Genomic DNA, 13,175 nt, shown 5'->3' on the forward strand with positions numbered 1-13,175 from the left:
CGCTCTATAAGTGAGATTAACGTGCTTTTATTGTTAATTTCCAACGTGTAATTCATCTCCATCTGCTTTTGTGATCTTAAATAGATCCTTATCGTTTGTAGAATAGCGGACATAATGGTGATGGAGGGCGCAAATCATTTCTTCGTTATCAAATAAGAGAATATTAACGCCTTCGCATGAATGGTCTTTTGGCTGGAATGATAAAAAATTGTGAGCATAGATGCAATCGTATAGAGAGTAGCTTAGTGATTGCAAAGCTTCCGTGACAAGTGAAAAGGATGAATCTGAAAGCTCTTCGATCCACTCATGATAGCTTGTCAGCAGTTTTTTTCGAATGCGAATGGTTTCACCATTTTGCAGCGGATGATGTTCATTTGCTACTTTCAAAATATTATGTTCATAAAAGCGAGCGGGTAACCAATTGTTGTTATATAAAATCTCAAATCCATCTTCAATCATATCATCTAGTAAAAAAGCTTCATCACTTTCTTCGTCAAAAAATACCCATTCTTCGTTTATATATTCAACATTTCCAATTGTATGGGCACGCGGTTGACTATACAAAATATGTTTACGTTGTTTCATTCGTGTTCGCTCCTTTTCTAATAGAAGTTTCTGTTCTTGTTATAGACAGTTCAGTCTTTGTTTATCCAAAAATCGGTAATTTATAATTAAAAAAAGCAGTTCCAAAGGCGTTTGTCGATGGGATAGAGGGGTTGTGTCATCAGGCAGCAGTGTCAACTCCACTTGTGTTAAGCATCTGGTAAAGATGATACCAAGATCTGAGGAGATAAGTGGAGGGAGTTTTCATAACAAAGGAACATAGAATTAAAATTGGGCATAGAATAAAAACAGACTGCGGATATGAGATGAGAAAGGGTGATTGCAATGTGTGGCATTACAGGGTGGGTTGATTATACAAAAGTGTTATTACAAGAAAAAGAAGCCGTAACGAAGATGGCCGAAACGCTCGCAAAAAGAGGTCCGGATGACACGAACGTTTGGCTTCGGAATCATGTTGCTTTTGGGCATAAACGGTTAATAGTTGTCGACCCTGAAGGTGGTAGACAACCGATGGTGCGGGAAAAGAAAGAAGAACGTTACGCCATTTGTTATAACGGCGAACTATATAATACAGAAGATATTCGGAAAGAATTGCTGAAAAGAGGTTATACGTTTAAGGGGCATTCTGATACAGAAGTATTGCTGGCTTCTTATGCGGAATGGAAAGAACAATGCTTAGAGCATTTAAATGGTATTTATGCATTTGCTGTATGGGATGAACAGGAAGACAAAGTTTTTATTGCGCGTGATCGATTAGGAGTCAAGCCGCTATTTTATAAACATGATGCTGGGCGATTATTGTTTGCTTCAGAATTAAAAGCGATTTTAGCTCATCCTCATGTGAAGGCGGAGATTACTACAGAAGGATTAGCAGAAGTATTTGGATTAGGTCCGTCTCGAACTCCTGGGCATGGTATATTTGCTGGAATTGATGAGCTGCGCCCAGGTCATGCACTTACGTTTTCGAAAGATGGCTTAAAAATTTGGCGTTATTGGAATGTTGTGAGCGAAGAGCACACACATAATTTTGAAGAAACAGTAGAACACGTTCGTTTTCTATTGCAAGATGCCATTACAAGGCAGTTAGTATCGGATGTTCCACTCTGTACATTTTTATCGGGTGGTGTCGATTCCAGCGCAATTACCGCATTTGCGGCGATGGCATATGAGCGAGAAGGAAAAGGGAATCTTCATACGTATTCGATTGATTATGAAGATAACGAAAAATATTTCAAATCAAATGCATTTCAGCCAAATTCAGATGCTCCGTTTATTACGTTAATGACAAATACATTTGATACGATTCATCATCGCTGTGTAATTTCTAACGAGAGTTTAGCAAAACATTTAACGGAAGCTGTCATTGTTCGTGACTTGCCAGGGATGGCGGATATCGATTCTTCTTTACTTTGGTTTTGCCGAGAAATTAAACAAGATTTTGTCGTAAGCCTATCAGGTGAATGTGCTGATGAAATTTTTGGTGGTTATCCATGGTTTTACCGTGAGGATGATTTACAATCTAGTGCGTTTCCGTGGATGCGATCTACAGAAGCGCGTGAACAATTGTTAAAAAAAGAATGGCGTAAAAAACTAAATTTACAAGAGTATGTTCAGTATCGCTATGAAGAATCGGTGCGTGAAACCCCGTTGTTAGAAGGAGAAAGCATACTGGATACAAAAAGAAGACAACTATTTTATTTAAATATGGTCTGGTTTATGACAACGCTCCTTGACCGAAAAGATCGGATGAGTATGGGGGCTAGCTTAGAAGTGCGTGTGCCGTTTGCAGATCATCGACTTGTCGAATATGCGTGGAATATTCCTTGGGAAATGAAAATGTATAAAAACCGCGAAAAAGGTCTATTACGCAAGGCGTTAGAAGGTGTCTTACCAAATGATGTGTTGTATAGAAAGAAAAGTCCATATCCGAAAACTCATAATCCATACTACACGAAGGCTGTCACTTCATGGCTGCAAGAGCTATTAACGGATAAACAGTCGATTCTCCATGAATTATTTGATAACGACCAGTTGCGTGGATTAATTGAATCAGGCGGTAGTGCATTTCAAACGCCGTGGTTTGGGCATTTAAACCCAATCTAACTACAATAAATAAACGTAGCTAGATCAGGGTTTATTTTATTTTAAAGTCAGTGACCTTTATTTCTGGTGGGATAGGATTCTTACCCGTACGAGCTGGTTTTGTTACATCAACTGACATGTAATCAACAATGGAGTTTACAGCCGCTTTTTTTGATTCACTACTTAAATGATACCATTCATCTTTTAATTTACTTAAAAGTTCTTTAACATCATGTGGAGATACAGCATCCTCAATGTTAGCGAGTTGTTGATGAATTACATTTTCTTCTTGTGTTAGCACTAACATATCTCTTTTATATTCAAGTTGAGGTATATCGCCTTCTATGAATAAATATTTTAAACGTGATTTTTTATCTTGAATCTTATTTAATTGTTCTTTTAAGTTGCTTAATTCAATAGGAGGTTCGATAGATGTATCAAGATCAACAATAACTCCATTCAGTATATCCAAAAAAATATTTTCGAGTATGTCTTCAGAGATTTGTGGCATGTCACACATTCCTTTATGATGCCGTGAACTACAACGATAAGACATTACAATTCTACCACGAGCTCTCTCTTGTTTATGGCCTAGAAAGTACTTTCCGCATCTATCACATCTTAAAACATTGGAGAAAACGAAATAGTTCTGCAATCTTACTTTTCCTACTTTCCTACTGTTTTGTATTTGTTGCACTGTATACCATGTATCTTTATCTATAATAGTTTCAAAGTCATCTTGAGCTATATCAGTTAACACATCTTCTCCCCAGCGTATTTTCCCAATGTATATGGGATTATTTATAATGTAACGCACCGCATCATAATTAAATATTTTTCCCTGTTTTGTTTTAATACCTCGGCTATTCAATGCCTTTACAATACTTATTATTCCTTTAGTTTTATAAGCCTCGAATATGTACTTTACTACTTCAGTTTCTTCTTTATTGATATATAACTTACCTTTATTTTGATCATATCCCATTGGTGATTTTGAACCATTTCTAAGACCTAACTCAGCCTTTTTTTGCATTGAATCTCGTACACGTTCAGCTGTTGTCTCTCGTTCCCATTGTGCTAGTGTCGCAACTAATGTAATGAACATTCTACCAGTGGCTGTCGTTGTATCGAATACTTCCGTGCTACTTTTAAATTTAACGTTACATTTATCCATCTTTTCAAGAAGAGAATGTAAATCTAAAACTGAACGAGTAAAACGATCTAATCGATACACAAGAATAATATCAAATTTATTTTTTTTCATATCTTTTATCATTCTTTGGAATGCGGGTCTGTCGATATTCTTTGCGCTATATCCTTCATCACAATAATCTTCAACTACTACCCATCCTTGAGATTGAGCATATTGTTCTAATCGTACTTTTTGCATATCCAATGAAATTCCTTCTTCAACTTGCATATCTGTGGATACACGTCTATAAATTACGCATTTCATTTACATCGACTCCTTTCTATAACATATGTTTTTTAGGAGATGATTAGAAAAAATTGTGGGTATGGTATGATGGAGGCTTTACGTGGATGTGGTCAACTACTTGATTGACCGTGGCGCCCAGTGAGAAAATCTCACTGTTCATTCAACTGAATGAAATCATATAGCTCTTCCATATTTACATTAAGTTGAGAAGCGATATTTTTAGCAGTTTGGTAAGACATAATTCTATCGTTGGTTGCATAAGCATTTACTTGTTGTTTTTTCATGCCTAGTTTTAGTGCTAGATCAATTTGGGATAATTTCTTCTCTTCTAAGATTTCATTCAGTCGACATTTGCCGACTACATACACTTTTTCACCGCCTAATTACTGAATGATCGGACTCACACTATATAAAAATTTACCTATTATTTTTATATCTTCACAATTGTCTCGTGAGAATTGTTGGTCTTTGAAATTAGGATCATGAGAACAAGGCTCCAACACCATTAAGTCTGTAAACTTGTACACTTTTTTTAGAGTTGCATAATGACCGTTTACAATTACAGCGGCTATTTCTCCATTTTCAACATCTGGTTGTTTTTTTAATACTGCATAATGTCCATTTGGGACAATCTTATTCATGGATTCGCCATCCACAACTAGTCCAAATAGTTCATCAATGTTGTTCGCTTTATATGGAGGTGTAATCCTATCGACTATATCTTGCACAGCTTCTATTGGTGTTCCGGCTGCTATTTTACCAATGACCGGTATTTCTTTTTCTTCTTTATATTCTATAGGTTGTTCTTTAACTAATTGAAGTTCACCATTTATAATCTCAACTTTAGTGTTCTTATAAGTTGTATCAATATCAGCTTTTGTAACTCCAAAAATAACTGCCATTTTTTCTAAAACACCAGCACCTGGTTTAGATCTATAGTTCATATAATCACTCATAGTACTTCTTGCAATACCTAATTGGTTAGCTAAATCTGATTGAGTCATATCATGTTGTTTTAAAAGCTTTTTTATGTTTTCTACTATTATTTTCTTTTGTGATTCAATCATTAAATTCACCTCCTATTGATAACTGTGGTTTTAATATATCATATTACGAATTATTCGTAAAGTGTACGTTTTGTATGTTTTTTTCGTACTTTTGTATTGAAATTACTTAAATTTAGTAATACAATAAGTTTCGAAGGAAGGGGGTCACATAATGGAATATTTCAAAAGAACATTAAATGAGTTAAGGGAAAGTGCTGGATTAAATCAAGCTGAGCTTGCCGATATACTTGAGGTTTCCCCTAAAACTTTGTGGTTATACGAACAAGACTCTACAAATATGCCTGATGAATTAATCAAAAAGTATATGTACTTATTTGATGTTCCTTACGAGAATATATTTTTTGGAAGTAAGTACGAAAAATTCGTACAAGTTAAAAATAGAGTTTTGGAAAGAGCGAACAATTTAAAACAAATTGTTTCATGATTCAAAGGGTGGTCCTACTGTCCCACTTACATATAACTAGACTGAGGTGATGGAGGATGGAGGAGGAACAAATTGTTCGAGATGAAAACGGATATGTAATAAAAGTAAATTTAACAAAAGAACAGTGGGGAAGATTTTTAAAACCACTAATACCAGCTGCTAGGGAGTTAATTTTAAAAAGAAGGTTAGAACAAAAACAACTTCAAAACGAAGTTAAGTAATTTTTTTTTACATGTTTGCAAAATTTGCCGATTTATTTTTGTTCTATAACTTGAAATGAGGTGAATCATTATGAACGGAGTACTAACAGCCAGCAAGTTAATGACAGCAGCAGAAGTAAGGAAAGAATGCGCTGAAATACGCAACAATCCAGCATTACTTCTTGCAATGGAATTAAAAGCAAAAAGTAAATTATTTGCAATGAATATGGACAAGCGAAAGGAGGTGAGCGCGTGAAGAAGGTTGCAGATCATCCAATCGAAGATTTTTATGGTGATGAAATTTTAAGTAATGAAACATACTTTGTATTCGGTGAACATGTCGTACTCGAAGAAAATTTAAAACACTATTTGATGGAACGCCATCAAGTTGAATGCTTTCAAGCGCAATAAAAAAACCACCTGCGCCAACAGGTGATTTAAACAAAATAAAATTTACAGATATTATAGCATGAAATTCTAGTATGTAAAGGAGGACTAGCTGTGAAGAACGGTAAGAATCCAACAAAGAAACAAAAGATGTTAATTGCGTCATATAAATTAAATCCGGAAAATTGGTTGATTTATAAAAAAGTAGATGATGAGTTGCATTTAGTTCATCGTAATACTTTTGCTACTCGTGTAATTCCAAATTCATAAAGGAGTGTTTAACTGATGGATGTAAATATCAATGTTAATTATAAAGCTTCTGAAATTAATGGTCTTTTTAATGAAATCGAACAGCTGAAAAAACAACGTGCTGTTTTAAAAGAAAGAATCGATGAAAAAACAGAAACAATTATCAGTCACATTAAAAAGAATGGAAATGTACTTGCTTATAAAAATGATGTACCTCATGTCTTATCAGTGATCGGACGAACATCTACAAAATTTGATAAAGCAGCATTTGCTGAAAAAGTAGACCGTCCACAATCTGAATTGAATTTAATCGGTATTGCTGAACTTGTGGAAGAAAAGAAAACAACATCGGATGAAATGGAAGAATTTCTAAAAGATGAAGTGAAACAAGTTTTGAAAGCTCGCAAAGCGAAGAAATCGGATATTGATTTGTTAGGTAGTAGAGCGTTATAAAACGAATTTATTTGTATAAAGGAGTGAACAAGTAATGGGTAAGTTTACAGAAGATCAAGTTAAACGTGCGGCTGCGAATGGAGTTAGTTTATCAATGCTATATACGCGTACACGTAAAGGAATGGATGTAGAAACAGCTATCATTACACCTAAAGTATCAAAGGCCGAGGCTGGTCGCAGAGGTGCTGCAAATCAGCCTTCCTTCACAGTGAAGAGAGCTGAAAAAGGAGCGTACTATGTATGAGCATTAAAGAAGTCGCTAAAGCTGTACAAGCTATACGAGAAGCGCGAAATGAACATGGTATTCTCAGTGTTCGTGGAAATGAAGTGCATCTAAGTAATGAAGTACTGGAATCATTGCTAGATGATTCTAAGATTAAACCATTAATATTTCAACGTGAATCAAAAGATTTTCCGTATGAAGTTTCGTTTATAAGTGGCAATGTAATCTACTACTCTCTTTACACTTCAGAAAGAATGGCAGAGAAAATTGGAGGGATACCAAATAGTAGAAAATGCAATGGTAATCGGAAATCGTCATGATTCAGTAGTAAGTGATGTTATGAGTTACTGTGAAAGTTGCGGAAAAGAAATCTATTTTGGTGAAGAATATCGGGATATTGATGGTGATTACATACACGATGAAACAGAATGCATCAATCAATATGTAGAGTCTCATTCCATAAAGAAGATAGCGGGTGAGTGAAATGAACTTGCAAGAGTGGATGCTGCAAGGGAAAATTGAATCTAAAATTCAAATCACAATGAATTTAATAGAACGATATAAACATAGTGATGATCCACATGCTTCATCCATGGTCATCGCTTATGAACATGGATTACAAGATCTTATGGAAATATATGAATGGATCCAGAGAAAAGAGGTGATTCCATTTTGAATGCTGGGATTAAAGGGTTAGAACAAGAGTTAAATGTCATGAATAGAAAATTACGTGAACATAAGGATGAATTAGAAAGATTGATAGACAGGAAGCCTATTGTTGAAAAAAATATTCGGGACACCGAAGGCAAGGTTCTTGAAATTGAAGCTTCAATTTTAATTTTAAAAAATTTCGGTGAGGTGAATTAAATGGAGATTACAAATGGTGCTGAAATTACTAAAAGCAAAAAAGCAAAAATCATTATCTATTCAAAGCCAGGCAACGGAAAAACAACAGTTGCTGGTTTATTACAGGGCAAAACATTGGTCTTTGATATCGATGGGACAAGCCAAGTATTATCAGGTTACGAAAATGTAGATGTAGCTAAGATTGATGGTGAAAATCCACATGATAGCATTCTACAGTTTTATGCACTTGCAAAAGCGAACATTGGTAAATATGACAATGTTTTTATCGATAACTTAACTCATTATCAAAAATTATGGTTACTTAAAAAAGGTGAAAATACAAAAAGCGGTATGCCGGAATTAAAGGATTACGCTTTACTAGATAACCATCTTTTAAAGTTAGTAGAAACATTTAATTCATTAGATGCAAATATTATTTTCACAGCTTGGGAGACAACAAGAAATATCACTCATGATGATGGCCAGCAATACACACAATTCATTCCTGATATTCGGGATAAGATCGTCAATCACATTATGGGGATTGTACATGTTGTTGGTCAATTGGTAAAAAAAGCAGATGGTACAAGAGGATTTGTTTTAGAAGGCAATCAAAGTGTTTTTGCTAAGAATCATTTAGATCAGCGTAAAGGCTGCGTGCAAGAAGAATTAATCGTGTCATCCACAAACTAAAATACAGGGGGAAATAAACAATGAGTTTTAAATTTAAATTTGATGAAGAAAATGTATCACAAGGATTCGGTCTTGTAGAGGAAGGTAAATACGAAGTTACGATTATAGGTGCTGAAGAAAAAGAATGGCAAGGTCAATATTCTATCGGATTTGATGTAGAAATTCGTTCAGATATTGAACAAAAACACCAAGGAGCAAAAATCCTATATAACACTCTATATCTAACTAGTAATGTTCAAGATTATAAAGAGGATACTGAAAAGAAATATAACTCATTCTTTAAAGCTTGTGGATACACAGGTAAACAGGAATTAGACTTACCTGTTGTTGTGCGTGAGATTTTAGGTAAAACGGTTTTAGCTTATGTAAAACACGAAACAAAGAACGATAAAACATTCGCTAAAGTCAAATTTGTAGCACCATCAAAGGTAAATCCTCCTCAACCAAGTGGACCGCCAATTACTATCGGTGATGATGATTTACCATTCTAAATAAAACTAAATAGAGAGGTTGGTTTTTGCCGACTTCTCTTTTTTATACCCTAAAAGGCAAATCGGAGGGCGAAATGAAAGAGAATCCATACAATTTTAATGAAATTCCTGCCGAATTAAAAGGCCTTCCTCAATGGATTTTGTGGAAGTTTGAAACACGAAATAATAAACCAACAAAGGTTCCATATCAAGTAACTGGTGAAATGGCTCAAGCAAATAATAGACGTACCTGGTCAACGTTTGCAACGGCAGTCAAATTCTATTTAGAAGGTGACTATGACGGCATAGGGTTTGTGTTTAGTAGGCAAGATAACTATATCGGAATTGATATTGATAAGTGTGTTGTAGATGAAAAAACAAATGCTTTGGCAACAGAAATTATCGATACATTAGACAGCTATACAGAGTTTTCTCCATCTGGAAAAGGTATTCACATCATCATCAAAGGGAACCTTCCACAATCTGTTTTAGGTACTGGACGGAAAAATACTAAACATGGATTGGAAATTTACTCATACGGCCGGTTTTTCACCTTTACTGGAAATCGTGAAAATTCTAATGATGTATATGATCGTACCGATGAGCTAGCGGAAGTGTTCGAACAATATTTTGATGATAGCGATATTCAAGGGCGTGTAAATTTAGCAGAATTTGAAAAAGACGAAATCAAAATTTCAAATGATGCTTTATGGGAAAGAATGTTTCGGAGTAAAAACGGAGATGAAATCCGGTCATTATATAACGGTAGCTTAATTAATGACGATCATTCAGCTAGTGACCTCGCTTTATGTAATCATTTAGCTTTTTGGACAGGTAATTCAGCGACTCGAATGGATTCAATGTTTCGTGAAACTAGCTTAATGCGTGATAAATGGGATGTTATTCATTTTAGAGATACAAATGAAACATATGGTGAAAGAACTATAGCAACAGCCATTTCATCGACTTCCACAACTATTTTAGACAACAAACAGCAATTCGAAGAATTTTCTTTTGATTTTCTTAATGAAGATGCAGCTGAGATTGTGGAGGACAAGCCGAAAAAGAAATTCCGTTTAACAGAGCTCGGCAATGCTGAACGTATTGCGTATGAATATGGCCACGTAATCAAGTATGTTAGTGATATTGGTTGGTTCATATGGGACGGAAAACGATGGAAAATAGACACAAAAAAAGAGATTGAACGAATTACAGCAAAGGTGCTCCGTAGTCTCAATAAGTCAGAAGATGAATCTGAAATGAAATGGGCGCGAATGTGCGAGCGTAGAAATATTCGAATGAATAGTATTAAGGACCTTATGCCATTGGTTCCAGGAGAGCGACAAGAATTTGATAAGCATAAGTATTTATTAAATGTTGAAAACGGCATTGTTGATTTGAAAACAGGGAAGCTGCAGCAACATGATCGAGAACTTGGTTTAACTAAAATTACTAACATTTCATTTGATGAAAACGCAAAATGTCCTGAATGGCTTAACTTCTTAGATCAAATTTTCCAAGGAGACAAAGAGCTGACTGACTACATGCAACGATTAATTGGTTACTCACTTACTGGAGAAATTACAGAGCAAATAATGGTCTTCCTAATTGGCGGTGGCTCAAATGGGAAATCAACTTTTATCAATATTATCAAAGATATTATGGGCGACTACGGCAGACAAGCTAAGTCAGATACTTTCATTAAAAAGAAAGAAACTGGGGCCAATAATGATATCGCTAGATTAGTTGGATCTCGTTTTGTATCAGCAATTGAAAGCGAAGATGGGGAACAACTATCAGAAGCTTTTGTAAAACAAATAACAGGCGGTGAGCCGGTGTTAGCCCGGTTCCTGAGACAAGAGTTCTTTGAGTTCATACCTGAATTTAAAGTTTTCTTCACTACAAACCATAAGCCAGTAATCAAAGGTGTAGATGAAGGGATTTGGAGACGTATTCGTTTGATTCCATTCAATCTACAGTTACCGAAGGAAAAGCGTGATAAGAAGCTACCTGAAAAGTTAAGTCTTGAAATGCCAGGTATTCTAAATTGGGCGATTGAGGGTTGCTTGAAGTGGCAGCAGTCGGGACTAAACGATCCAGCAATCGTCATGAAAGCAACAGGTGATTACAAAGAAGAAATGGATATACTCGGTCCGTTTATGTTCGAATGTTGTTTCAAACGAGAAGATGTCCAAATCGAAGCAAAAGAATTATACGAAGTATATGCGAATTGGTGTTTCAGAAATGGAGAACATCAATTAAAAAATAGAGCGTTTTATCGAATTTTAGAAACGCAGGGTTTCAAAAGAGAGCGCGGCAACAGAAATAAGTATTTTATCCAAGGTGTTACTTTAGCAGACCGAAAAAATACTTTTAAGCAGTCAGAGTTACTGAAAAACGACGAAAATAGCGAAAGTGTTACTAAAAATAACACGTTTAAAATCTCTTAAAACCCTTATGTATCAATGGTTTAAGACGCTTTTTATACTTTTGTTGTTACTTTTGTTACTTAATATCATTATCTATAAAAAATAAAAAATATATATAAGTATATATAGCGCGCAATTCCGACAGACGGTAACACTAGTAACACCAAGTAGTCCAATCCCTTGGGGCTGTAATGATTATAGCGTGTTACTAAATGAAAAAAAGCGTAATTTAAGGTGTTTTTTGAGTAAAAAACGATAATTTCCGTAACACGATTAGTAAAGTTGGTGAGTTTTTATGGAAAAGTTCATAGAAGAAAATTTAGTTAAAGATATTAAGAACTTCGAAAAAAATGAGGATTTATATGAACGGTATTTGAAGTATTGCAAGTTTTATAGTCTAAAACCATTAACGAAGATTAAGTTCAATAATCAGCTTAAAAAATTCAATATGGGTGTTAAACATCAAAGAATGAAAAATTATGTGATTGAATATGGAAGGTGGGGAGTGAGATTACTTCCATGCAAGTATTAGAAATCATAAGCTCAATTTGGAAAGTGGGCGCAAATATCTATCTTGATCCAAAAGATAATCGAATTGGAATAACAAGACAGAATTTAATTCCAGCGGAAGTAATGCAAGCTGCTGAACAAAATTACAACGGAATTTATACATGGTTTAAGTCCTGGAAAGGCGAAAGTGCGGAGAAAGTCACACTAATGAAGGTATTTCAGCACTTTTGTGGATGGAAACATAATCAAAAATTACACGATTGGTTACTTGATGAAGAAGATTCTTTGCAACTGTTTTATGAGTGGACGATTGTCCTTGCAAATAACGGTTGGACAAACATTTATGATGACCATCGCCAATTTGAGAATGATGAATCAAATGCAATGGCTAGAAAGATATATGAACGTGCGGTTACATATGCGAAGAAAGGTTTGTAGATGATGAATGAATTTAGATTAGAGAAGTTATATAAATATCTTGAATTACTAACTAAAGCATATTTTACCGATGATCCATTGAATGTTAAACAAAGTATTGAAAAAGTAATGCTCTTGATTGAGCTTGAAATTAATAAAGGATATGGAGAGGAAGTAGATGAATGATCCGTTTCCATTACACAGATAAAGAAATAGAAAAAATCCTTAAAACATTAACGATTGTAATCGATACTCGTGAAAATGTAAATGATCATATCCGTGATTACTTACATCAAAAGGGTATACCGTTTAAAAATCAAAAATTAGATACCGGTGATTATGGCTGTATGATTCCTAAAAATGAAGAGTTGGGAATACCTCGTGATATTTACTTAGATAGCCGAGTAGAACGAAAAGCCCACATGGATGAGATCACAGGGAACTTACAAAAGGATACGCAAACGGCTTTCGAGAACGAATTAATTCGAAGTAAGGATATTCCCTTCACTCTAATTGTGGAGGACCTACACGGATACGAAAAGATGCTGCAAGGTAAGTATCGTTCGAAATATAACCCTTTAGCATTACTTGGCAGACTTAACACATTTAAAGCTAAATACAACTTTGAAATCGTGTATTTAGATAAAAAATTCAGTGGTAACTGGATATATCATCATTTTTATTATCAAGCGAAGTATTACCTGCGAACGGGTATTTTCTAAG

At 34.9% G+C, this 13,175-nt stretch carries 22 protein-coding genes and 1 pseudogene; 19 read left to right on the top strand and 4 right to left on the bottom strand.

The features are described 5' to 3' along the window. Positions 1–33 precede the first annotated feature (33 nt). The gene (locus tag PLX19_RS04155; protein WP_272187243.1) at positions 34–585 is read right to left on the bottom strand and encodes a DUF2777 domain-containing protein; all 552 of its coding nucleotides are present in this window, start codon (positions 583–585) and stop codon (positions 34–36) included. A 303-nt stretch (positions 586–888) separates the two neighbouring features. On the opposite strand from PLX19_RS04155, the gene asnB reads away from it, so the two are divergent. Next, a complete protein-coding gene (asnB, locus tag PLX19_RS04160) occupies positions 889–2,667 on the top strand; it encodes an asparagine synthase (glutamine-hydrolyzing) (protein WP_334313757.1) in 1,779 nt (592 codons plus the stop codon). 31 nt (positions 2,668–2,698) lie between these two features. On the opposite strand, the gene PLX19_RS04165 is transcribed toward asnB, so the two are convergent. From PLX19_RS04165 to PLX19_RS04175, 3 genes are all read right to left on the bottom strand, one after another. After that, positions 2,699–4,102 carry a recombinase family protein gene (locus PLX19_RS04165; protein ID WP_272187244.1) on the bottom strand — a complete coding sequence of 468 codons (1,404 nt, stop codon included), beginning with the start codon at positions 4,100–4,102 and terminating at the stop codon, positions 2,699–2,701. 131 nt (positions 4,103–4,233) lie between these two features. After that, positions 4,234–4,452 carry a helix-turn-helix domain-containing protein gene (locus tag PLX19_RS04170; RefSeq protein WP_272187245.1) on the bottom strand — a complete coding sequence of 73 codons (219 nt, stop codon included), beginning with the start codon at positions 4,450–4,452 and terminating at the stop codon, positions 4,234–4,236. A 15-nt stretch (positions 4,453–4,467) separates the two neighbouring features. Then, positions 4,468–5,151, bottom strand: a complete 684-nt coding sequence (locus PLX19_RS04175; protein WP_272187246.1) for a LexA family protein — start codon at positions 5,149–5,151, stop codon at positions 4,468–4,470. A gap of 151 nt (positions 5,152–5,302) precedes the next feature. On the opposite strand from PLX19_RS04175, the gene PLX19_RS04180 reads away from it, so the two are divergent. The 18 genes and pseudogenes from PLX19_RS04180 to PLX19_RS04260 all read left to right on the top strand — a co-directional run bounded on the left by PLX19_RS04180 (position 5,303) and on the right by PLX19_RS04260 (position 13,174). Continuing rightward, entirely contained in the window at positions 5,303–5,575 is a 273-nt protein-coding gene (locus tag PLX19_RS04180; protein WP_272187247.1) for a helix-turn-helix transcriptional regulator, read from the top strand. A gap of 56 nt (positions 5,576–5,631) precedes the next feature. Then, positions 5,632–5,796 (top strand): hypothetical protein, encoded by a 165-nt coding sequence (locus tag PLX19_RS04185; protein ID WP_272187248.1) that lies wholly within the window; start codon positions 5,632–5,634, stop codon positions 5,794–5,796. Positions 5,797–5,866: 70 nt separating this feature from the next. Next, a complete protein-coding gene (locus PLX19_RS04190; protein ID WP_272187249.1) occupies positions 5,867–6,031 on the top strand; it encodes a hypothetical protein in 165 nt (54 codons plus the stop codon). 2 nt (positions 6,032–6,033) lie between these two features. After that, a pseudogene (locus tag PLX19_RS04195) lies at positions 6,034–6,186 on the top strand (YqaI family protein); the annotation flags it as partial. 90 nt (positions 6,187–6,276) lie between these two features. Next, on the top strand, positions 6,277–6,432 hold the full coding sequence (locus PLX19_RS04200) for a DUF6906 family protein (protein WP_272187251.1): 156 nt from the start codon (positions 6,277–6,279) through the stop codon (positions 6,430–6,432). A gap of 15 nt (positions 6,433–6,447) precedes the next feature. Next, a complete protein-coding gene (locus tag PLX19_RS04205) occupies positions 6,448–6,864 on the top strand; it encodes a hypothetical protein (RefSeq protein WP_272187252.1) in 417 nt (138 codons plus the stop codon). A 34-nt stretch (positions 6,865–6,898) separates the two neighbouring features. Continuing rightward, positions 6,899–7,108, top strand: coding sequence for a hypothetical protein (locus tag PLX19_RS04210; protein WP_272187253.1), 210 nt, complete (start codon positions 6,899–6,901; stop codon positions 7,106–7,108). Beyond that, complete coding sequence (locus PLX19_RS04215) at positions 7,105–7,407, top strand: hypothetical protein (RefSeq protein WP_272187254.1); 303 nt, start codon at positions 7,105–7,107, stop codon at positions 7,405–7,407. The genes PLX19_RS04210 and PLX19_RS04215 overlap by 4 nt, the downstream gene beginning before the upstream one ends. Continuing rightward, positions 7,385–7,570 carry a hypothetical protein gene (locus tag PLX19_RS04220; protein WP_442869021.1) on the top strand — a complete coding sequence of 62 codons (186 nt, stop codon included), beginning with the start codon at positions 7,385–7,387 and terminating at the stop codon, positions 7,568–7,570. Before PLX19_RS04215 ends, PLX19_RS04220 begins: the two co-directional genes overlap by 23 nt. 1 nt (position 7,571) lies before the next feature. Next, positions 7,572–7,763 carry a hypothetical protein gene (locus PLX19_RS04225; RefSeq protein ID WP_272187255.1) on the top strand — a complete coding sequence of 64 codons (192 nt, stop codon included), beginning with the start codon at positions 7,572–7,574 and terminating at the stop codon, positions 7,761–7,763. Beyond that, positions 7,730–7,954 (top strand): hypothetical protein, encoded by a 225-nt coding sequence (locus PLX19_RS04230; protein WP_442869022.1) that lies wholly within the window; start codon positions 7,730–7,732, stop codon positions 7,952–7,954. Before PLX19_RS04225 ends, PLX19_RS04230 begins: the two co-directional genes overlap by 34 nt. Continuing rightward, positions 7,955–8,626, top strand: a complete 672-nt coding sequence (locus PLX19_RS04235) for an AAA family ATPase (RefSeq protein WP_272187256.1) — start codon at positions 7,955–7,957, stop codon at positions 8,624–8,626. It begins immediately after the preceding gene. A 20-nt stretch (positions 8,627–8,646) separates the two neighbouring features. Then, positions 8,647–9,117, top strand: a complete 471-nt coding sequence (locus PLX19_RS04240; protein WP_272187257.1) for a DUF669 domain-containing protein — start codon at positions 8,647–8,649, stop codon at positions 9,115–9,117. Between the two features lie 74 nt (positions 9,118–9,191). Further along, positions 9,192–11,546, top strand: a complete 2,355-nt coding sequence (locus PLX19_RS04245; protein WP_272187258.1) for a phage/plasmid primase, P4 family — start codon at positions 9,192–9,194, stop codon at positions 11,544–11,546. Between the two features lie 274 nt (positions 11,547–11,820). Beyond that, entirely contained in the window at positions 11,821–12,057 is a 237-nt protein-coding gene (locus PLX19_RS26115) for a primase-like DNA-binding domain-containing protein (protein WP_087996013.1), read from the top strand. Beyond that, the gene (locus PLX19_RS04250) at positions 12,045–12,473 is read left to right on the top strand and encodes a hypothetical protein (RefSeq protein WP_272187259.1); all 429 of its coding nucleotides are present in this window, start codon (positions 12,045–12,047) and stop codon (positions 12,471–12,473) included. The genes PLX19_RS26115 and PLX19_RS04250 overlap by 13 nt, the downstream gene beginning before the upstream one ends. After that, entirely contained in the window at positions 12,474–12,638 is a 165-nt protein-coding gene (locus PLX19_RS04255) for a hypothetical protein (RefSeq protein WP_272187260.1), read from the top strand. Beyond that, positions 12,635–13,174, top strand: coding sequence for an ERCC4 domain-containing protein (locus PLX19_RS04260; RefSeq protein WP_272187261.1), 540 nt, complete (start codon positions 12,635–12,637; stop codon positions 13,172–13,174). Before PLX19_RS04255 ends, PLX19_RS04260 begins: the two co-directional genes overlap by 4 nt. Position 13,175: the final 1 nt, after the last annotated feature.

Origin of the sequence: Bacillus sp. BP-3, from assembly GCF_028401955.1 — a bacterium.
Lineage (GTDB): Bacteria > Bacillota > Bacilli > Bacillales > Bacillaceae_G > Bacillus_A.